Genomic DNA, 18,601 nt, shown 5'->3' on the forward strand with positions numbered 1-18,601 from the left:
CGCGCGCCCACTCTGCGCACTTCACAGGATGCGCCTGAAGCGCCCTGACAGCCACAGGCCTGAGGTGAGAGATTTCCCCGCCCAGCCCAGAACCGGGCAACGAGACCCTCCAAGGGACAAGAGCACGAGGCAAATCGGCGTGGCCCTGGGATGAGACAGCCATGAGAACCGCAGGTCGTCGTAACGGAATGGGACATTCCGAATGCGAACCCACACCCACCACGAACTGCTCAGCGCGTACGGCGATGCGCTTGGAGTGATCCCCGAGTCGTGGCCGCACTCCACAGTCCAGGGCATCCACCACACCATCGACGACGACCAGATGACCCAGCTCCGCGAATCCCTCCGAGCCGAGATGACCGACATGACGCCCTTCCAGGTCCAACTGGGTCCGGTGTGGCCCGGAGTCACCGCGGTCACCGTCGCCGTCTACCCCGAGCACGGCATGGCGCAGCTCAGCGACCGCGCCCGTACCGCGGCCCGGAAGTGCCCGGCGTCTCCCTTCGGGCTCGAGAAGAACGCTTCTGGGTCACCAAGAGCACCTTCTTCCGGCACCTCGCCGACAAGCGCGAGCTACTGGTCGCCGGCCAGGAGACGCTCAGCAGGCTGCTCGCCGACGGCATTATCGAGGCCCCTGCGAGCGCCAGCCCGCTCCAGGCCGTAGCAGCCGGTCTCGAGCGCGCGTCGAGCGCCATGGGACCAGCGAACCGCGAACTCGGCCCCCGCCTCAAAGCAGCCGTGGCAGCCAGCACCGAACTACAAGAGCGCGACGCCCTCAAGAGCGTCGGTCTCGCGGCCGCCATGACAGCCGCGCTCATCGCCCGTGGCGTCCCCGACCCGACCGCGCACCTCGCGGGCGAGCTGGGAGTCCTCGCCTTCAAACGGGGCTACGCCCAGTGGTCCGAAGCCCAGTGGTCCGAAAGCGATCGCGATGACCCAGAAGGGCTCGCACCGCATGCACTGGCAGCCCTGGAGGACCTGCGCGCGGCAACGGCATCCCTGGGCTGATCAATGCCGCTCGGCTGTCGACGCCACGGGCACTGTGGCGCCCGTCGACTACCAGCGTGAGCACCCCGAGAGCCGGTCATGCCAGCCCTTTGACCTGTGATTTCAAGCTGGCGGAGGCTCACGGCGACCCATTCCCCTCGGCAGTCGATGTCGTCGGGGTAGTGCTGGGCGCTGGGGCAGCGGATGTTGTTCTGCGCCGCCGCAGCCGGGGCGCGGCGGCCAGAGTGGCGCCGGTGGCGAGCCACGTGGCGGCGAGGACGGGCGGGGGGCACGGGCATGGCTGCTCCTTCGCGAGCCGGGGCAGTGAAGGTGGTCAGGCGGCCAAGGGCCCGCTGGCCGACGGCCTGCCCGGGCACAGGGCAGGGCAGGCCTGCGGGCAGGGTCAGGCAGTGGTGGCGACGTCGAAGGGATCGCCGGGCAGGATGCGCTCGGTGAGGTAGAAGGCGTTCAGGGCTTTGCCGCCCTTGTCGTTGTGACCCTCCAGGATGTTGCAGCGGCTCCAGCCCTGGGGGCCTACGGGGCCGTTGACCACGGGGGTGTTGGGCCACTGGTCGGTGAGCTGGCAGAAGCCGAAGGTGCGGGGCGCGTGCACGGTGCCGCTGGTCTTCGCGCCCTGCTGGGTGGAGGCGAAGGGGTACTCGTCGCACTGGTAGCCCGCAGGACGGGGGTACTCAGGTCCCCGCGGGCAGGCGCGGTCACGGTTGGGTGTGGACTCGGCGATGTTGGCCAGGCGGTTCAGGCGGCTGGGCAGGCCGGAGTAGATCGCCCAGCCCACGTGCAGCGCGTTCCATCCCAGTTCCGGGTCGTCGTAGTGCAGGACGAGCAGAGGCTCGTAGCCCTCGAAGACGCACCCGGAAGGCAGGTTGTTGCCCGGCAGGTCGTTGTCGCAGCGGATCGGCAGGGACTGCACGTCTCGCGTGGTGCCGAAGCTCTGGTTGGGGATCGCGAAGGCGAGGTTCACATTCGACCACACCTGGCCTCGGGCTCCTGGCCCGGTCGTGGTGGCATCCATGCCGAACTCCCGGGTCACGATCCTGTCCTTGGCCAGGAACTCGCGCACCGGCGGCGAGGCGTTCAGGGTGCAGTTGCTGCGGCACGACCCGGTCGCCAGCAGCGTCATCAGCGCGGCCGAGGTCCCGGTGTACCGGTGTGGCGTCACCGAGACCTGGTACACCGAGGTGAGCCCGGAGGAAGGGGCCCAGGTGTACTCCACGGTGTGGTACTCCATCGTGCCCGTCACCGCGCCGGTGTTCACGTCCCTCACGATCACCGAGCCAGGGGTAGCCGCGCACGCGTCGCGGCGGGTGAACCACCACTGCCCGTCCACGTGGCTCGCACACCAGAGCGGCAGCGGCTGCGCACGCTCCCCACGGGCCGCGCCCGGCCGCGGCCCGCCGGGCGCCTCGCCGGGCGCCTCGCCGGTGAGCGTTTTCAGAGTGCGGGACGCCGCCTGCTTCGCCCGCCCCGACAGGGCACCGCCGGAGCGCACGCACACCACCCGCGCGACGCCGGCTGCCTTCGCCCGGGCCCGCACCGCTCCCCAGCCCCGGCAGCTGTCGTGGACCCGCGGACCGGGAGCAGCCTCGGGTGCGGCCTGCTGCCTGCCCTGCGGCGGCGGCTGCGCCACCCGCGCCTGCGCCACCCGCGCCTGCGAGGTGACCCCCGCCCCGGCTGCGTCCGGCTCATCCGCCTGCGCCACCGCCCCGCCGGCCGCCAACACCGTCAGTGTTGCGGCCATCACGACTGCCCCAGCCCATCTGCGCACCTGACACCCCTGTTGATTTTCTGCGCCTGACGCTGCGTCAGAAAGTGGAGGCTAATCTCGCCCGCCCGAGCACGCCGAGCCGTGATCCGGTCAACCCCTGTGCCCCAGCCGCCTCTCCATCACCAGCGGCACCGGGCCGGCGCGCCGCAACGCCGCTTGTACCGGCGCGCGACCCGAGCGACGGCCCATCGCACCGTGCGGGCGCATCCCGGCACGGCCGTGACCTACGGGGCCGACTGCCCGTGTCATCGCGGATGAAGTACAGTCCCGCCCACCTGCCCCGCGTCACCGGCCAGGCCACGATGACCAGGCTGGGCTCGCCGCCGCCCGAGCCATCGCGTACCGCTCCATCGGGAGGGGCCCCAGAGGTGCGGCCTGCCGCGGCCCATTCATACGAGGCCCCTTACGGGAGAGGGCCTTCGCTGTTGTCCGGTACCGGTCAGGCGGCGGGCCCGCGACGCCGAGGTCGACGTCTTCCAGTCCTTCACCGGCCGACTCCACGAAGCCGACCAGGCCCTTGACCGTGCCGCCCTCTTGACCCAGCGCCTCAGCACCACTGAGCATCTAGTGCCGCATCAGGCAATGTTCGCCCTGGGCGGTCTGCGACGATGGCTCCATGGACGAGGAAGTCATTCCCATTCTTCGCGTCGAGGACGCTGCGGCGGCGGTCGCGTGGTACGAGCGACTGGGCTTCGCCAAGCAGTGGGAACACCGCTTCGAACCGGGCCTTCCCGCGTTCGTCGAGGTCGCCCGGGGCGGGGTGCGGTTGTTCTTGTCGGAGCACAAGGGCGACGCCCGTCCCGACACGTTGGTCTACCTCCGCGTTCGTGATGTCGAGGCCATCGCTTTCGAGTTCGGCGTGCAGGCAAATGATGCTCCGTGGGCGCGTGAGATTGAGCTGCGCGACCCCGACGGCAACCGCCTTCGGATCGGCACGCCGACGGAATGACACTCGCTGGCAGCGCACGGCAGGGAAGCTGCGCTGATGGCTGAGCGAGTACGCGTCCGCGAGATCGATGACGACGAGGGGCAGCGTCTGTTGCGGATCATCCGCCGGGGCAGCGGTTCGGCGGTCACGTGGCGGCGGGCACAGATGGTGCTGCTGTGCGCGCAGGGCATGCCCCGGACCAGTTCGGCTCGCCTACGGTCGCCTGCATGAGCAGCGACGGCGTAGTGGTGGATGAGGCGGTCCGTGCGGCGTGGGACACCTACCGGGTTCTGGAGAAGGGGACTCCTGCCAAGGAGCGCCAGGAGGCGCAGCAGCGGGTGAAGGCCGCGATGGACTCCGTGGGGCGTAAGGAGGTCTCGCGGGGCACGGTGTTCCTGGTGGGGGTGCTGACCGGGTACCTGATCGCTCAGCCACTCGGCGGTGGCAAGCGGCTCGATCCGTTGAATGACCTCATCCCGGCGGTGATCCGCAAGCTGCCCACCTTTGAGATGGCCGACCCGGAGCAGGTGCCGATGGCCACCGGCGTCCTGATGGCGGCCGCGATGGGGATGGACACCGTGGCGTGGCGCGACCGGTTCGGGGCGATCGAGCCGAAAGAAGCGATGGTCCACGGCTTCGTGCTGTGGCTGCTCGCCGACCTCTTCGACTCCCTCGTCGACAAGCCCGGCACCATCGACCAGCTGATGCGCGAGACCTTCGAGAGCATGGGCATCGACGAAGACTGACGTGGGCCGCTCCGGTGAGAAGAGCTTGGTGGGGCGGGGATCGAGCGGAAGCCGGCGGAGGTGCGGATACCCAAGGCCGCGCTGGACGCCTTCGCCGCGGCGCTGAGAACCCATCTTCGAACCTCGGCTGACCTCGTACACGCGCCTCAGTGACGGGCTCGCTGCCCATGAGGCCCTGCTCTCGCGGTGGTCCGGCAGTGGGCTTTGCGGAGAGCTTTCGGGTGCTCCGTACGCCGTGGCGGTACGCCTTTGCGGCACCGGCTGGCGGGCAGATTCTGCCCGTACCAAGTGGGCCGGAGTCCCTTTCTCCACGGCTACGAGTCCGCGCTCCGGCCGGGCAGGGGTGGGTGTGGTGCCGGGCTCGGAGAAGATCGGCAACGTCAGCGTCGACCGGTACGAGCAGATCGTGCAGAAGCTGCGCGAGGCCGTCGAGATGATGGCGAAGTGCCAGTTCATCACTCGGCCAACGGCTCTGGTTCCTCGTATCGATGGCCGCGATCTGGGCCGTGGGCGCCCTGCTCCTCGCGGAAGTCCCGTGGTCGGAACGGGCGGCCCCCCAGGCGCTGTTCTGGGCAGGCCTCGTCCCGACCCTCGCCACGATCTGGTTCGACCGCAAAAAGAAGGCGTGACGCGAGAAGGGGCGACGCAAGGACGAACTCGCACCACACCGTCTTGCCGGGCAGCCGCTCCGCGACCCCCCACTTGTCGGCCAGGGCCGCCACGAGCAGGAGCCCGCGCCCCGACTCGTCGTCCTCGCGCTCTTCGAGGTCGATCCGCGGCCACCCGTCACCGCTGTCGTGCACCGCGACACGGAGTACGTCGGCCTCGTGGCCCAGATACAGCCGGAACCCCCGTCCCGGCGGCACGCCGTGCAGCAGTGCGTTGGTCGCCAACTCGCTCACGCAGAGCGTGATGTCGTCCGCACGCTCTCCGCCGATACCCCAGTCCACGAGCGCGGCAGCGGTGAAGGCGCGGGCCGCGGGGACGGATCGGCGGTCGCGCCGGTAGAAACTTTCTCGGTTCACGTGACCATAGTCACTCTCCGTTGCCACAATGAAGCAGTACGTGAACCCGTACGGCCGGGCTGTACGGGTTTCAAGTGTGAAAGCACGGCTTCTGTTGGGGAGTTGGACCGTATGAGCAGCCCAAAGCGACGATCACGCAGGAACGCCTCGGCCATGCGGATGGTGGGCGCGCTGCTCGCGGTCCACCGGGAGGCGGCGGGCCACACACAGCGCTCCCTGGCCCAGCAGTTCCGCATCAGCGAGGAGCTGATCGCCTCCGTCGAGCAGGGACGGCGGCCGTTGAAGATGGACCTGGCGGGCCAGCTGGACGATTTCCTCGGCACGAACCGCACCCTGCAGACAGCCGTCGACAACATGCCGGAGGTGGACCTGATCCCGAGGTGGGCGGAGGAGTTCCTGGACTGTGAGCGGGAGGCTATTGCGATCTCGTGGTACGAGAGCTTGCTGGTACCCGGCCTTTTGCAGACTGAGGCGTACGCGCGGGCGGTCTTCCGTAGCCGCGTACCCGTGTACGACAAGGACGAGATCGAGCAGCTCGTCGCAGCCCGGATCGAGCGCCGCGACATCCTGCACCGCAAGCAGCCACCCATGGCAAGCTTCATGATCTGGGAGGCCGCACTGCGGGACCACCTGGGCGGAAGGCAGGTGTACGCAGAGCAGTTGCGCCACCTACGGGAGTGCGCCGAACTGCCCGGACTGGCTCTGCAAATTCTGCCGTTGGGGCGCAGCGCGCACGCAGGGCTCGAAGGCCCATTCATCCTGCTCGAAACCCCAGAGCACCAGCGGCTCGCCTACTCCGAAACCCAGCGTGGTAGCCACCTGATCGCCGATCCGGACGAGGTGGCGATCCTGACGCAGAAGTATGCGATGCTGCGAACGCAGGCCCTCAATCCCGAGGACACCAGGGACCTGCTGGACCGTCTGCTAGGAGAGCAATGAGCGGCACCGCACGTGAGTGGTTCAAGTCGAGCTACAGCGGCAGCGAAGGCGGCCAGTGTCTCGAAGTCGCCTACACCTGGCGCAAGTCGACGTACAGCAGTGGCGAAGGCGGCGCCTGCCTCGAAATCGCCGCCCACCCCACCGCCATCCACATCCGCGACTCCAAGAACCCGGACGCCCCGCACTTCTCCGTCGCCCCGGCCGCCTGGACCGCCTTCCTCCCCCTGACGCGTCGCCGCTCGGCCCCCTGACCCGTCATGGCCTGCCGCATCAGTGAACTCGTCCTCGACTGCGCCGATCCCGAGCGGCTCGCCTCGTTCTGGTGTGACGTGCTCGGTTACGTCGAAGTGGGGCGCGAGGACGACGGGAGCATCGAGATCGGGCCGCCCGGCGTCGGGTTCGGCGGGCCGCAGCCCACTCTCGTCCTCAGCCCCAGCAGTGATCCCCGGACCGGGAAGCTGCCGTTGCACATTGACGTCAACGCCACCGACCGCGACCAGGACGCCGAGTTGGAACGGCTGCTCGCTCTCGGGGCCAAGTCTGTCGACGTCGGGCAGACCGGGGACGAGGGCTGGCAGGTTCTGGCCGACCCCGAGGGCAACGAGTTCTGCCTGCTGCGTCGTCGGCTCCAGCCGCTTTAAGGGCAGCGGGCATCCCACCGCCCCGTGATCAGTAGTCAGATGTCCTGAAACCGCCTTCGGTTGCTTCCGCACAGCGTGATCATCGACATGCCCCGGCCCCGACTGATCCTCACGTAATCAGGAAAAGATGACCTTGCCCCTGGCCACGGGGTTCTGCACAACGTCAGCAAAAACGAGGGATCGTCACATGGAAAAGTCTGCGCGTCGCATCTGCTACGGCGTCGGGATGTCCGCCTCTCTCCTCGGGAGCCTCCTCTTCGCCACCTCCGCGGGAGCGGTCGAATCGGGCCACAGCGGTGGCGAAAGCGCTCGCAGCGAGGGCCGTTCGGCGCAGACCGTGATCACGGAGCTCGCCGCTCCCGCGAAGGCGGGCGCGCCCGCCAAGCGGGACGTGAAGCAGGCGTACTGCAAGGTCACGGCCGACACCCCGCACTGGTCGAAGGGCGCGAAGAGCGTCATCTACAAGACGCGGGTGCAGTGCTTCGGCAACATCCCCACGGTCCAGGTGAAGGTGACCGGGAAGCTGAAGTACTACTCGGGCCAGTTCGAGCAGACCGCGGCGACGTCCTCGGAGACGCGCAAGATGGGGACGCTCGGCAACACGGCCACGTTCTACACTCCGGTGGCGAACGGCAAGAAGGTCAAGTACTCGGCCAACTTCTGGGGCCACTCGACCGCCCAGATCGTGTCCCCGTACAAGGGGACGAGCGCGAAGGCCGACAGCAAGCAGCGCTACGTGAAGGCTCCGTGAGCGCAGCGGAAAAGGGTGTGACCGTGGACGACGCGTGGGAAGTGCATGTGGAGCTGCTGCTGGCCGCTCCCGCACCGGACTGGCCGGAGTTGTGCGAACAGCTCATGGGCGCCATGGGCGAGGCCTACGAGTTCGTCGCGACGGCCACCGCTCCGAGCCCGGACGGCCCCGCGGGGGCGGTCGCGGCGGCGGGCGGCGTCTTCCAGGTCGAGGGCATGACACCCGGCCAGGCCGTTGATCTCGCCGTCACGGAGACGCGCCGGGCGCTCGGCGAGGCGGGCTTCGGCACGCGCGGAGTGGCAGAGGTGAAGTTGCTTCCGGGCGGGGTCGATCCGCGCACGCTGGTGTAGCGGGAGGGGAAGGAGGGCGCCCGGTCGATCGATTGCCGGGCGCCCTCTGACCCGTATCCCAGTCAGGCAGGATCAGGCGGTGTGCAGCCTCAGCCCGTACCGCGAGAGGATCTCGTTCACAGGCTGGAACCACGTCTCGCCGCCGCTGCTGCAGTTGCCCCAGCCGCCGGACGTCACGCCCTGGGCCTGGTCGCCGCTGATGAACGAGCCGCCCGAGTCGCCGCCCTCGGCGCAGACGCTGGTCTTGGTGAGCTGGTGCACGACGGCGCCGCCCGAGTAGTTGACCGTCTCGTTCTTGGCGAGCAGATTGCCGCAGTGCCACTTCGTGGTGGAACCGGAGCGGCAGATCGACGTGCCGACCGGCATCTCCGCGGAGCCCTTGACCAGCCGGTCGGGGATGGCGCCCCAGCCGAGCACGACCGGCACGGTCCACCAGCCGCTGCCGACGGACACCCACGCGTAGTCGTTGTCGGGGAACGAAGAGCCCTGGAACGAGCCGATGGTGGAGTTGTCCCAGCCGCGCACGCCCGCGCCCGCCTTGCCGCAGTGCCCGGCCGTGATGAAGCCGCCGTGCACGGAGAAGCCGATGGAGCAGCGGACGTTGCCGGTGTAGTACGGGTCGCCGCCGACGGTTCCGGCGGCGAAGGTGCTCGGGGCGCCGGGGACCGTGCCCACCTTTACGGGCGCGGTGGCGCGAGCGCGTCGCAGGAAGGCTGTGACATCGTTGTCGGCACGGTGGCCTTCGACGATGTCCACCACGACCCGGTTGGCCCGCGCGTCCACCCGCCAACTGGCCACGCCCGAGGGCGCCTTGGTTGTGACGGCGAGCCGGTCTACGCGCTTCCTCGCCGCATCGAGGCCCGCGGCGCTGTGCTCGACGAAGCGGACGTCTGCGCCCGCCTCGCGGACGTCCGCCGCCGCGCCCCGCTCGGTCACGGCGACGGTGAGCCGCCCGCGCCCGGCGTCGAACCACGCCCCACCGTAGGCCGCACCGGCCGCCTTCCGCGCCGCGCGCTCGGTCTTGACGGCCTGCTTCTCGTCGGCGAGCCGCTCACGCGCGGCGGCGGGGCTGAGGCCCAGGTCGCGCTGCATGGCCCGCAGCAGGGCGTCGGAGGCGGGGGCCCGGCTCGTGCTCCCGCTGTCGGCGGCAGCGGTGACGGGGGTGAGGCCGGTGCCGATGCAGGCGGCCGTCAGGAGTACGGCCGACAGGCCGAGGCGGGTGCTGGACTTGGGCGTGCGTCTCACAGGGGGGTCCTCTCGTCGTGCCAACGGGGGTTTGGTGAACGGGAGTTGAACTATTGAGAGCGCTCTCAATCCATGGTGCGGATGAGCGTACGGAGGCGGTGCGGACAAGTCCATACCTGCCGCCGGGAGGGCACTGCTAAGATCCACGGCGACATCGCGTGTCGGTCACCGGCTGGGTGAGGCATGGAGGTGTCGGGACATGCCCGTTGGAGGCATTCCTTGTCGGTACAGCTGAATCACACGATCGTCCACGCCCGGGACAACCGGGAGTCCGCCGAGTTCTTCGCGGATCTGCTCGGGCTCGAAGTCGCCGGAGAATGGGGGCCGTTCGTCGCGGTGGCCCTGAGCAACGGAGTCACTCTGGACTTCGCCACCATTCCGGCCGAGCACATCACCCCGCAGCACTACGCCTTCCTGGTCTCCGAGGCGGAGTTCGACGCCGCCTACGAGAAGATCGGGGCGCGCGGCATCCGGCACTGGGCCGATCCGCACCAGAAGCAGCCCGGTGAGATCAATCGCAACGACGGCGGCAAGGGCGTGTACTTCCTGGACCCGGCGGAGCACGCGATGGAGCTCATCACCGTCCCCTACGGCGGGTGGCCGCAGAAGTAGCCGGAGAACGACGAGGCCCGCACCCCGTACGCGACGGGGTGCGGGCCTCGACTACTGCGTGCTCAACTGCTGCGTGGCTCAGGCCTGCTTGCGGATCAGGCCTGCTTGCGGATCAGGCTGCGCAGCACGTACTGCATGATGCCGCCGTTGCGGTAGTAGTCCGCCTCGCCGGGGGTGTCGATGCGGACGACCGCGTCGAACTCCACGCCGGTGTCGGTGGTGACCTTCACCGTGCGGGGGGTCGTGCCCTCGTTCAGCTCGGTCACGCCGGTGAAGGAGAAGGTCTCCTCGCCGGTCAGGCCGAGGGAGTCGGCGGTCTGGCCCTCCGGGAACTGCAGCGGCAGGACGCCCATGCCGATGAGGTTCGAGCGGTGGATGCGCTCGTACGACTCGGTGATGACGGCCTTGACGCCGAGCAGCGCGGTGCCCTTGGCGGCCCAGTCGCGGGACGAGCCGGAGCCGTACTCCTTGCCGCCCAGGATGACGAGCGGGGTGCCCTGGTCGATGTAGTTGCGCGAGGCGTCGTAGATGAACGACACCGGGCCGTCGGCCTGGGTGAAGTCGCGGGTGAAGCCGCCCTCGGTGCCCGGCGCGAGCTGGTTGCGCAGGCGGATGTTCGCGAAGGTGCCGCGAATCATGACCTCGTGGTTGCCTCGGCGCGAGCCGTAGCTGTTGAAGTCGCGGCGCTGCACGCCGTGCTCCGTCAGGTACTTGCCCGCCGGGGTGTCGGCCTTGATCGCACCGGCCGGGGAGATGTGGTCGGTGGTGACCGAGTCGCCCAGCTTGGCGAGGACGCGGGCGCCCTCGATGTCGGAGACCGGGCTGGTCTCCATCGTCATGCCCTCGAAGTAGGGGGGCTTACGGACGTACGTCGACTCGGCGTCCCACTCGAAGGTGTTGCCGGTGGGGATCGAGAGGGCCTGCCACTGGGCGTCGCCCGCGAAGACGTCCTGGTAGGACTTGTTGAACATGTCCTCGCCGATGGAGTTGGCGACGACGTCGTTCACCTCGGCCTCGGAGGGCCAGATGTCCTTGAGGAAGACCGGGTTGCCGTCCTGGTCGGTGCCGAGCGCCTCGGTGGTGATGTCCACCTTCATGGAGCCCGCGAGCGCGTACGCGACGACCAGCGGCGGGGACGCCAGGTAGTTCATCTTGACGTCGGGGTTGATGCGGCCTTCGAAGTTCCGGTTGCCGGAGAGGACCGAGGTGACCGCGAGGTCGTGGTCGTTGACGGCCTTCGAGACCTCCTCGGGCAGCGGGCCCGAGTTGCCGATGCAGGTGGTGCAGCCGTAGCCGACGAGGTTGAAGCCGACCTTGTCGAGGTAGGGGGTGAGCCCCGCCTTGTCGAAGTAGTCGGTGACGACCTTGGAGCCCGGGGCGAGGGTGGTCTTGACCCACGGCTTGCGGGTCAGGCCCTTCTCGACGGCCTTCTTCGCGACGAGCGCGGCGGCGACCATCACGTACGGGTTCGAGGTGTTGGTGCAGGAGGTGATGGCCGCGACCGTCACCGCACCGTGGTCGATCTCGTAGGTCGAGCCGTCGGGGGCCGTGACCGTGGTGGGACGCGACGGGGTGCCGTTGGTGGTGGCGGGGGCGTCGGAGGCCGGGAAGGACTCCTCGCCGGCCTCGTCCGCGGTGTCGACGTAGTTGCGCACGTCGAGGGCGAACTGCTGCGCGGCGTTGGCCAGGATGATGCGGTCCTGCGGACGCTTCGGGCCTGCGATGGAGGGGACGACCGTGGAGAGGTCGAGCTCCAGCTTCTCCGAGAAGTCCGGCTCGGCGGCCGGGTCCAGCCAGAGGCCCTGCTCCTTGGCGTATGCCTCGACGAGCGCGACCTGCTGGTCGTCACGGCCGGTCAGGCGCAGGTACTTCAGGGTCTCGTCGTCGATCGGGAAGATCGCGGCGGTGGAGCCGAACTCCGGCGACATGTTGCCGATGGTGGCGCGGTTGGCGAGGCTCGTGGCCGCCACACCCTCGCCGTAGAACTCGACGAACTTGCCGACGACACCGTGCTTGCGCAGCATCTCGGTGATGGTCAGCACCAGGTCGGTGGCGGTGGTGCCGGCGGGCAGCTCACCGGTCAGCTTGAAGCCGACGACGCGCGGGATGAGCATGGAGACCGGCTGGCCGAGCATCGCGGCCTCGGCCTCGATGCCGCCGACGCCCCAGCCGAGCACGCCGAGGCCGTTGACCATCGTGGTGTGCGAGTCCGTGCCGACCAGGGTGTCGGGGTAGGCCTGGCCGCCCCGGACCATGACCGTACGGGCCAGCTTCTCGATGTTGACCTGGTGGACGATGCCGGTGCCCGGGGGGACGACCTTGAACTCGTCGAAGGCGGTCTGGCCCCAGCGCAGGAACTGGTAGCGCTCCTTGTTGCGGCCGTACTCCAGCTCCACGTTCTGGCCGAAGGCGTCCGACGTGCCGAACTTGTCGGCGATCACGGAGTGGTCGATGACCAGCTCGGCCGGGGCCAGCGGGTTGATCTTGTCCGCGTCACCGCCGAGCTCCTTGACGGCCTCACGCATCGTCGCGAGGTCCACGACGCAGGGCACGCCGGTGAAGTCCTGCATGATCACGCGGGCCGGCGTGAACTGGATCTCCTGCGACGGCTGAGCCTGGGAGTCCCAGTCGCCGAGTGCGCGGATGTGGTCGGCGGTGATGTTCGCGCCGTCCTCGGTACGGAGCAGGTTCTCAAGGAGGACCTTCAGGCTGTAGGGCAGCCGTGCGGCGCCTTCGACCTTGTCCAGCTTGAAGATCTCGTACGACTCGTCGCCCACGCGCAGCGTGCTGCGGGCGTCGAAGCTGTTCGCCGACACGACAGTCTCCTTCATATTTGTGCGCGTTCGCTCACATCCTGCCGCCACGACTCCTCGTCGATCCGCTAAGGTAAGGCTTAGTTAGGTAACCCTTACCGAGTGGCGGCTTCTGGTGCGCCTCGGCAGATATCTCGATGTCGAGATAACTCTAGTACATGACCCGTGCGTACGACGAGGCGCGCCCGCCCGCCATCGCCGACGGGTGGCTCGGCGCGGCCTCTGTGCGGCCCCCGTGCGCCCTCCGTGCGGCCCATGTGCGGTCCCTCACGGGCCGGAGCGGGCCAGGCGGAAGCCCACGTCGTCGACGCGGTAGCTCGGGTGACTGCGGCGGCGGGCGGAGGCGCGGCAGCTCCAGTGTTCGTCGAACCAGCCTCCACCGCGCAGCACCCGGTACGTGCCGTAGACCTCCGCGTCGTAGACGTCCCAGCACCAGTCCCAGACGTTGCCGAGCATGTCGTACAGGCCCCAGGCGTTGGGGCGCTTGCCGCCGACCTCGTGGAGGCGCTCCCCCGAGTTGCCGCGGTACCAGGCGATGTCGTCGAGCGGGGCGTAGTGCGGGCCCGTCGTTCCTGCGCGGCAGGCGTGCTCCCACTCGGCCTCGGTCGGCAGCCGGTATCCGTCGGCCGCCGTGTCCCACTCGACCGTCTCGTCGCGGCCCTCGGCGAGGCTCTCGGCGTCGAGGCGGTAGGCGGGCGTGTGGCCGTCGCGCCGGGACAGGGCGTTGCAGAAGAGGACCGCGTCCCGCCAGGAGACGCCTTCGACCGGCAGCAGATCGCCGTGGGCGGCGCCGGGCCGCTCGCCGGTGACCTCCGCGTACAGCGCCTGGGTGACCGGGAACGCCGAGAGGCGGCAGGGCGCGACCTCGGCCTGCCAGCTGCGGCGGGTCCTGCGGTCCGACAGAGTGACCCGGCCCGGCGGGACGGGGACCATCTCGGGCTCGAAGCCAGTGCTCGCGCTCATGCTCGTGCTCGTGCTCGTGCGCATCTCGTGCTCGTGCTCATGAGGTGTGGATCTTAGTCAGGCGTCCGCTGTGCGCTCCGCGGCGACCGCCAGCGTCGCGTACTTCATCGTGAAGGCGCCGCCCAGTGCGTCGACGGCCGCGCCGACCGCGTCCATGATCCGGGACCGGCCGTCCGGCGGGAGTCCGGTGAGGGCGCCCTGGGTCGGCAGTTGGTCCAGCCAGGCGTCCCGGGTGTAGACGTGCTCCCAGTCGAAACGCCACTCCTCGGGTGCGCCGAAGCCGCCCGCCCGCCGGATGCCGTCCGTGACTTTGTCGAGGATGGGCCGGTAGGCGTCGTTCGCCAGGGGCGACGTCGACTGGACCGCGATCGGGGAATCGGGGGCCTCCGTCCGGTAGGCCTCGGCGAACGCCTCCGCCACGGCGGGCGGCGGCTCGGGCACGTTCCAGAACGCCACCAGGCGCCCGCCGTGGCGCAGCACCCGCGCGGCCTTGGCCGCCCCCGCGACCGGGTCGACCCAGTGCCAGGCCTGACCGGAGACCACCGCGTCGAAGCGTCGGCCCGCGGGCTCCCAATCCTCGACCGCCGCCACCTCGGACTCGACTCCGAGCCGCCGCGCCAGCTCCGCCATCCGGCCGTCGGGCTCGACCCCGAGCACGGAGCAACCCGCCGCCTGCAACTGCCGGGCCGCGATGCCGGTGCCGCAGCCGACGTCGAGAACGGCGGGCCGGGGGCCACCGGTGACGGACCCGCCGGTGAGGATCCGGCCGATCAGGGCATCCGGGTAGCGAGGGCGGGTGCGGTCGTAGCGTTCGGCGTCCACACCGAAGGACTCCGCGATCCGGCGGTACCGGTGGGGCTCGTCGGACTCGTCGGACTCGTGGGGCTCGTGGGGCTCGTGGGGCTCCTTGCCGGGCCCGTTCTCAGGCATAGTGGGCATGCGCCCACTATGGTGGGCACGTGCCCACTCGTCAACGTACGTACGGGCGACCACAGTTCGGTAGGGGCCGAAGAAGGAGAGGCACACGTGCCGACCGGAGTCGCCATCCGCGATGTGCGCGAGCAGTTGTTCGACGCCGCCGAGCGCGTTCTGCTCCGCGCCGGGCCGAACGCCCTGACCAGTCGCGCGGTCACCACGGAGGCCCGCTGCGCCAAAGGGGTCCTGCACCGGCACTTCGACGACTTCGACGCCTTCCTCGCCGAGCTGGTGCTCGACCGCATCGGCAGGATCACCGAGCAGGGCGATGCGCTGCGCGCCGCCGCCGGGACCGGCACCGTCACCGGTCATGTGACCGACGCCCTGACGGAGCTGTTCGGGTCGGCCGCCCTGGGCATCCTCGGGCTCATCACCTCGCGGGACGCCCTGCGCGCACGGCTGCGCCGGACCACACCGGTCGGCATCCCCCTGCTGACGGAGGCCGGAGCCGTGCTCATCGGCTACCTCGCGGCGGAGCGCGAGCTGGGCCGTCTCGCCGCGGACGCCGACGTCGATACGCTCGCGCTCACCCTGATCGGCAGCGGGCACCTGCTCTTCGCCGGGCGGGAGGGCGCGCCGCCGGAACCGGGGGCGGTACGGAAGGTCGTGGCGTCGGTGGTCGGAGGAGCCGCGGGGGAGGCATGAGTCTCCGGCGCCGGTGCGCCCTACGGCCGGTGTGACCTGCCGCTGTGCGGGCCCGGACCGGTTCCCGACGACGCGCGGACCAGCAGCCCCGCCGGTACGACGACCGGGCCCCGGAGCGGCGTGCTCCTGCCCTCGATCAGGTCCACGAGAACGGCGACGGCGGCGTGGGCCGTCCGTTCCGGGTCGAGGGTCACCGTGGTGACGGGCGGGTCGGTCGTCTCGTAGGCGGGGTCCTCGCTCGCGCAGACCACGCGCAGGTCGTCGGGGACGCGCAGCCCGTGCCGCCTCGCCGCGGCGAGGAGCTGGCGGCCGCCGGGGTCGTAGGCGGCATAGACGGCGTCGACGCGGTCCCGGCACGTCAGCAGCGTGTCGAGGGCGTGCCCCTGGCCGTCGTCCGGGTCGAAGGGCACGACCAGCGGGGCCGCGCCGCGCTCCGCGCACCACTGTTCGTACGCCGTCGTCACGGCGCGGGCGTAGTGCTCGTCGCCGTTGCCCGACTGAAGGGCGGTCCGGCGGGCACCGGCGGCGGCGAGGTGGTCGAGGACCTGGCGGGTGGTCGTGTCGTGGTCGTTGTCGACCCAGTGGTCGCCGGGGCGCGGGTCGCCGGGGAGGCCGTCGAAGACGAGGGGGACACCGCGGGCGCGCAGGGCGCGGACCATGGGGTCGCCGCGCGGGCTGTCCACGATCAGCATGCCGTCGACGGCGAGCCGGTGCCAGGAGTCGTCGGCGGCACGGTCGGCGGGGAGCGTGGTGAGGGCGTAGCCGCGGGCGTGGGCCGCCGAGGTGGCCGCCGTGACCACGCGTGAGAAGTAGGCGATCTCGGTGTAGTTCCAGGCGGCGGGGAACGTGGTGACGGCGATGCCCAGGGTGCGGCTGCGCGGGGGCCCCGGGGTGCCGTAGCCGAGCCGGGTCGCGGTCTCGCGGACCCGGCGGCGGGTGGCCTCGCCGACCCTGCCGGTGCCGTTGAGGGCGTGCGAGACCGTCGCCGTCGAAACCTCCGCGGCGCGGGCTATGTCGGCGAGAGTCGGCCCTGGCACGCGGCTCATCGTACGGAATCCGTCGTCCGGGGCGGGTTCTGGTTAACGGATTACTCGTCGAGGGTTCCCCCACTCGCAGCCGCTACGTCTTGGAGTGTGGTCATGCCCCAGCCGCCCGTCCCCGTGCCCTCCGCCCTCTCCCGGCGCGGCCTCCTCGCCACCGCGGGAGCCGCCGGAGTCGCCGGAGTCGCCGTAACCGCAGGGGCCATCGGCCTCACCGTCACCGCGGCGGGTCCCGCCGCGGCCTCGTCGCCCCGCAGGTCCGCCGCTCTCGTCGTGCACAACGCCCGCGTCTTCACCGGCACTTCGAGCACCGGCGCTTCGGGCACCGGCACTTCGGGCCGCGGCTGCCCCGATGCGGTGGCCGTCGGGCGGGACGGGCGGATCCTCGCCGTCGGCCCGGACTCCGCCGTCAGGCGCTTCGTGGGGCGCGACACCGACGTGGTGGACGCGCGGGGCGGCACCCTCATGAGCGGCATCCACGACGGGCACGCCCACCCGATGGACGCCGCGAGCCGTTCGCTGCGGCCGTCGCTCGCGGGGGCCGAGCAGACCGTCGAGGAGCTGCGGAAGACGCTGACCGGCTTCCTGAAGGACTCCGCCGAGCAGGAGCCCGACGGCTGGCTGGTGGTGGAGGACTGGAATCCGGTCGGGCTGCTCCCCCGCGGCACGGCCCCGCACCACTCGATGCTCGACGCCCTGCCGACCCGGCGCCCCATCGCCCTGCGCGGCGGGGACGGCCACAACCTGTGGGCCAATCAGCGCGCCCTGGACATCGCGAAGGTCACCGCGAGCACCCCCGACCCGGTCGGCGGAAAGATCGTCAAGGGCACGGACGGGAAGCCGACCGGCGTGCTCAAGGACGACGCCCAGCCGATCGTCACCCGGCACATCCCCGAGCCCGACGGGACCCGGTTGGCCGATGCCGCCGCGAAAATCCTCGCCGAGGCCGCCGCGTCCGGGATCACCACCTTCATGGAAGCCGTGGTGGGGCACGACGAGCTGAAGCTCTATCAGCGGCTCGCCGAGTCGGACCGGCTGCTCCAGCGCATCGTGCCCGCCCTGCGCCTCGACGCCGACCTGACGAAGGACCCGGCCGCCGCGCTCGCGTACGCGAAGGGGCTGCGGGATCGGTTCTCGGACGTACCCGGGCTGCGCTTCGGCACGGTCAAGGTCTTCCTCGACGGTGTCATCGAGTACCCGGCCCAGACCGCCGCCCTGCTCGCCCCCTATCTGGACGAGGACGGCACACCCACGGACCACCGCGGCGACCTGTACGTGAGCGCCGCCGACTACGGACGGCTCAGCGCCGCCTTCAACGCCGAGGGCTGGCAGATGCACGCCCACGCCATCGGCGACCGCGCCGTGCGCACCTCCCTCGACGGATACGCGTACGCCCTGCGCAGGACCGGCCGCCGCGATGTCCGCAACACCACCGCCCATCTCCAGCTGGTCGACCCCGCCGACCTGCCGCGCTTCGCCGCGCTCGGTGTCGTGGCGTGCATGCAGCTCCAGTGGGCCACGCGCAACGTCTGGACCATGGACGCCCTGCTGCCCTACATCGGCGCCGCGCGCCACCGGCGGCTCTACCCGGCGCGCAGCCTGCGCGAGCGGCGCGCGGCGCTCGCGGGTGGCTCGGACTGGCCGGTCGACCCTCTGCAGGTCTGGAATCAGATCCGCACCGCGGTCGACCGCGAGGGCATGGCGGGCGAGGGCGATCTCTACCGGGCACAGGAAGGGATCAGCCGGACGTCCTCCCTGCTCATGCACACCTTGGGCACCGCGCGTCAACTCCGCTCGGAGCACGTCACCGGGACCGTGGAGAGGGGAAAAGCAGCCGATCTCGTGCTGCTCGACCGCGATGTGACGCGGTGTCCGGTGGCTGATATCAGCTCGTCCGAGGTGCGCCTCACGCTGGTCGGAGGCACAGTGGTGCACGACGCGGAGTCGTCGGCAGGACGCGCGGCCGCCGCCCGAGTGACGCGGGCGGCGGCGGGGCCCCGGCCCACGTCGTACGCGTCGGTGCACGGCGGGCGGCACGCCTCGTGCGGGTGCGGCTGACCTCCCGGGCGGACTTCCGGGCGGACTTCCGGGCGGGAAAAGCCACCGGACGGCCGATCCCCATATGGCCTACCCCAGCACGGCCTTCATCTCATAT

General features: G+C 70.4%; 18 protein-coding genes and 1 pseudogene. 12 read left to right on the forward strand and 7 right to left on the reverse strand.

Translation table 11 applies throughout. The features are described from left to right. Positions 1-486: 486 nt before the first annotated feature. The gene (locus tag ABZ953_RS19305; protein WP_361724943.1) at positions 487-1,008 is read left to right on the forward strand and encodes a TetR family transcriptional regulator; all 522 of its coding nucleotides are present in this window, start codon (positions 487-489) and stop codon (positions 1,006-1,008) included. A 382-nt stretch (positions 1,009-1,390) separates the two neighbouring features. Here ABZ953_RS19305 and ABZ953_RS19310 read toward each other — a convergent pair whose 3' ends face one another. Beyond that, entirely contained in the window at positions 1,391-2,746 is a 1,356-nt protein-coding gene (locus tag ABZ953_RS19310) for a hypothetical protein (RefSeq protein ID WP_361724946.1), read from the reverse strand. A gap of 643 nt (positions 2,747-3,389) precedes the next feature. Here ABZ953_RS19310 and ABZ953_RS19315 point away from each other — a divergent pair. From ABZ953_RS19315 to ABZ953_RS19325, 3 genes and pseudogenes are all read left to right on the forward strand, one after another. Beyond that, positions 3,390-3,722: a glyoxalase superfamily protein gene (locus ABZ953_RS19315; RefSeq protein WP_361724949.1), complete on the forward strand. Its 333-nt coding sequence runs from the start codon at positions 3,390-3,392 to the stop codon at positions 3,720-3,722. 36 nt (positions 3,723-3,758) lie between these two features. Then, positions 3,759-3,896: pseudogene (locus ABZ953_RS19320) on the forward strand (IS630 family transposase); the annotation flags it as partial. 32 nt (positions 3,897-3,928) lie between these two features. Beyond that, the gene (locus ABZ953_RS19325; RefSeq protein WP_361724952.1) at positions 3,929-4,447 is read left to right on the forward strand and encodes a hypothetical protein; all 519 of its coding nucleotides are present in this window, start codon (positions 3,929-3,931) and stop codon (positions 4,445-4,447) included. A gap of 455 nt (positions 4,448-4,902) precedes the next feature. Here the strand turns inward: ABZ953_RS19325 and ABZ953_RS19330 are convergent, their stop codons facing one another. Further along, complete coding sequence (locus tag ABZ953_RS19330; protein ID WP_361724955.1) at positions 4,903-5,472, reverse strand: ATP-binding protein; 570 nt, start codon at positions 5,470-5,472, stop codon at positions 4,903-4,905. Between the two features lie 111 nt (positions 5,473-5,583). Between ABZ953_RS19330 and ABZ953_RS19335 the strand changes: the two genes are divergently transcribed. From ABZ953_RS19335 to ABZ953_RS19355, 5 genes are all read left to right on the forward strand, one after another. Further along, positions 5,584-6,411 (forward strand): helix-turn-helix transcriptional regulator, encoded by an 828-nt coding sequence (locus ABZ953_RS19335; RefSeq protein ID WP_361724958.1) that lies wholly within the window; start codon positions 5,584-5,586, stop codon positions 6,409-6,411. Continuing rightward, entirely contained in the window at positions 6,408-6,662 is a 255-nt protein-coding gene (locus ABZ953_RS19340) for a DUF397 domain-containing protein (protein ID WP_361724960.1), read from the forward strand. The genes ABZ953_RS19335 and ABZ953_RS19340 overlap by 4 nt, the downstream gene beginning before the upstream one ends. A gap of 6 nt (positions 6,663-6,668) precedes the next feature. Continuing rightward, positions 6,669-7,052 carry a VOC family protein gene (locus ABZ953_RS19345; RefSeq protein WP_361724963.1) on the forward strand — a complete coding sequence of 128 codons (384 nt, stop codon included), beginning with the start codon at positions 6,669-6,671 and terminating at the stop codon, positions 7,050-7,052. A gap of 187 nt (positions 7,053-7,239) precedes the next feature. After that, entirely contained in the window at positions 7,240-7,803 is a 564-nt protein-coding gene (locus ABZ953_RS19350) for a hypothetical protein (protein ID WP_361724966.1), read from the forward strand. Continuing rightward, entirely contained in the window at positions 7,800-8,153 is a 354-nt protein-coding gene (locus tag ABZ953_RS19355; RefSeq protein ID WP_361724969.1) for a hypothetical protein, read from the forward strand. The genes ABZ953_RS19350 and ABZ953_RS19355 overlap by 4 nt, the downstream gene beginning before the upstream one ends. 72 nt (positions 8,154-8,225) lie before the next feature. On the opposite strand, the gene ABZ953_RS19360 is transcribed toward ABZ953_RS19355, so the two are convergent. Further along, positions 8,226-9,398, reverse strand: a complete 1,173-nt coding sequence (locus ABZ953_RS19360) for a S1 family peptidase (RefSeq protein ID WP_361724972.1) — start codon at positions 9,396-9,398, stop codon at positions 8,226-8,228. A 219-nt stretch (positions 9,399-9,617) separates the two neighbouring features. Here ABZ953_RS19360 and ABZ953_RS19365 point away from each other — a divergent pair, with 219 nt between their 5' ends. Next, entirely contained in the window at positions 9,618-10,010 is a 393-nt protein-coding gene (locus ABZ953_RS19365) for a VOC family protein (RefSeq protein WP_361724975.1), read from the forward strand. 95 nt (positions 10,011-10,105) lie between these two features. On the opposite strand, the gene acnA is transcribed toward ABZ953_RS19365, so the two are convergent. The 3 genes from acnA to ABZ953_RS19380 form a co-directional block, all read right to left on the reverse strand. Then, on the reverse strand, positions 10,106-12,826 hold the full coding sequence (gene acnA / locus ABZ953_RS19370) for an aconitate hydratase AcnA (RefSeq protein ID WP_361724978.1): 2,721 nt from the start codon (positions 12,824-12,826) through the stop codon (positions 10,106-10,108). Positions 12,827-13,090: 264 nt separating this feature from the next. Continuing rightward, the gene (locus tag ABZ953_RS19375) at positions 13,091-13,786 is read right to left on the reverse strand and encodes a formylglycine-generating enzyme family protein (protein WP_361724981.1); all 696 of its coding nucleotides are present in this window, start codon (positions 13,784-13,786) and stop codon (positions 13,091-13,093) included. A 57-nt stretch (positions 13,787-13,843) separates the two neighbouring features. Beyond that, the gene (locus tag ABZ953_RS19380) at positions 13,844-14,626 is read right to left on the reverse strand and encodes a class I SAM-dependent methyltransferase (RefSeq protein WP_361725113.1); all 783 of its coding nucleotides are present in this window, start codon (positions 14,624-14,626) and stop codon (positions 13,844-13,846) included. Between the two features lie 186 nt (positions 14,627-14,812). On the opposite strand from ABZ953_RS19380, the gene ABZ953_RS19385 reads away from it, so the two are divergent. After that, entirely contained in the window at positions 14,813-15,406 is a 594-nt protein-coding gene (locus ABZ953_RS19385; RefSeq protein ID WP_361724984.1) for a TetR family transcriptional regulator, read from the forward strand. A gap of 20 nt (positions 15,407-15,426) precedes the next feature. On the opposite strand, the gene ABZ953_RS19390 is transcribed toward ABZ953_RS19385, so the two are convergent. Next, on the reverse strand, positions 15,427-16,452 hold the full coding sequence (locus ABZ953_RS19390) for a LacI family DNA-binding transcriptional regulator (protein WP_361724987.1): 1,026 nt from the start codon (positions 16,450-16,452) through the stop codon (positions 15,427-15,429). A gap of 93 nt (positions 16,453-16,545) precedes the next feature. Here ABZ953_RS19390 and ABZ953_RS19395 point away from each other — a divergent pair, with 93 nt between their 5' ends. After that, a complete protein-coding gene (locus ABZ953_RS19395; RefSeq protein WP_361724990.1) occupies positions 16,546-18,504 on the forward strand; it encodes an amidohydrolase in 1,959 nt (652 codons plus the stop codon). Positions 18,505-18,601 lie beyond the last annotated feature (97 nt).

The organism is Streptomyces sp. NPDC046465 (assembly GCF_040646035.1).
Lineage (GTDB): Bacteria > Actinomycetota > Actinomycetes > Streptomycetales > Streptomycetaceae > Streptomyces.

What these genes read in the sequence shown, in the direction of transcription:
- ABZ953_RS19390 (WP_361724987.1), bottom strand. Translation starts at nt 16,452, where the DNA reads ATGAGCCGCGTGCCAGGGCCGACTCTCGCCGACATAGCCCGCGCCGCG.
- ABZ953_RS19310 (WP_361724946.1), bottom strand. Translation starts at nt 2,746, where the DNA reads ATGGCCGCAACACTGACGGTGTTGGCGGCCGGCGGGGCGGTGGCGCAG.
- ABZ953_RS19340 (WP_361724960.1), top strand. Translation starts at nt 6,408, where the DNA reads ATGAGCGGCACCGCACGTGAGTGGTTCAAGTCGAGCTACAGCGGCAGC.
- ABZ953_RS19335 (WP_361724958.1), top strand. Translation starts at nt 5,584, where the DNA reads ATGAGCAGCCCAAAGCGACGATCACGCAGGAACGCCTCGGCCATGCGG.
- ABZ953_RS19345 (WP_361724963.1), top strand. Translation starts at nt 6,669, where the DNA reads ATGGCCTGCCGCATCAGTGAACTCGTCCTCGACTGCGCCGATCCCGAG.
- ABZ953_RS19375 (WP_361724981.1), bottom strand. Translation starts at nt 13,786, where the DNA reads ATGAGCGCGAGCACTGGCTTCGAGCCCGAGATGGTCCCCGTCCCGCCG.
- ABZ953_RS19350 (WP_361724966.1), top strand. Translation starts at nt 7,240, where the DNA reads ATGGAAAAGTCTGCGCGTCGCATCTGCTACGGCGTCGGGATGTCCGCC.
- ABZ953_RS19325 (WP_361724952.1), top strand. Translation starts at nt 3,929, where the DNA reads ATGAGCAGCGACGGCGTAGTGGTGGATGAGGCGGTCCGTGCGGCGTGG.
- ABZ953_RS19395 (WP_361724990.1), top strand. Translation starts at nt 16,546, where the DNA reads ATGCCCCAGCCGCCCGTCCCCGTGCCCTCCGCCCTCTCCCGGCGCGGC.
- ABZ953_RS19315 (WP_361724949.1), top strand. Translation starts at nt 3,390, where the DNA reads ATGGACGAGGAAGTCATTCCCATTCTTCGCGTCGAGGACGCTGCGGCG.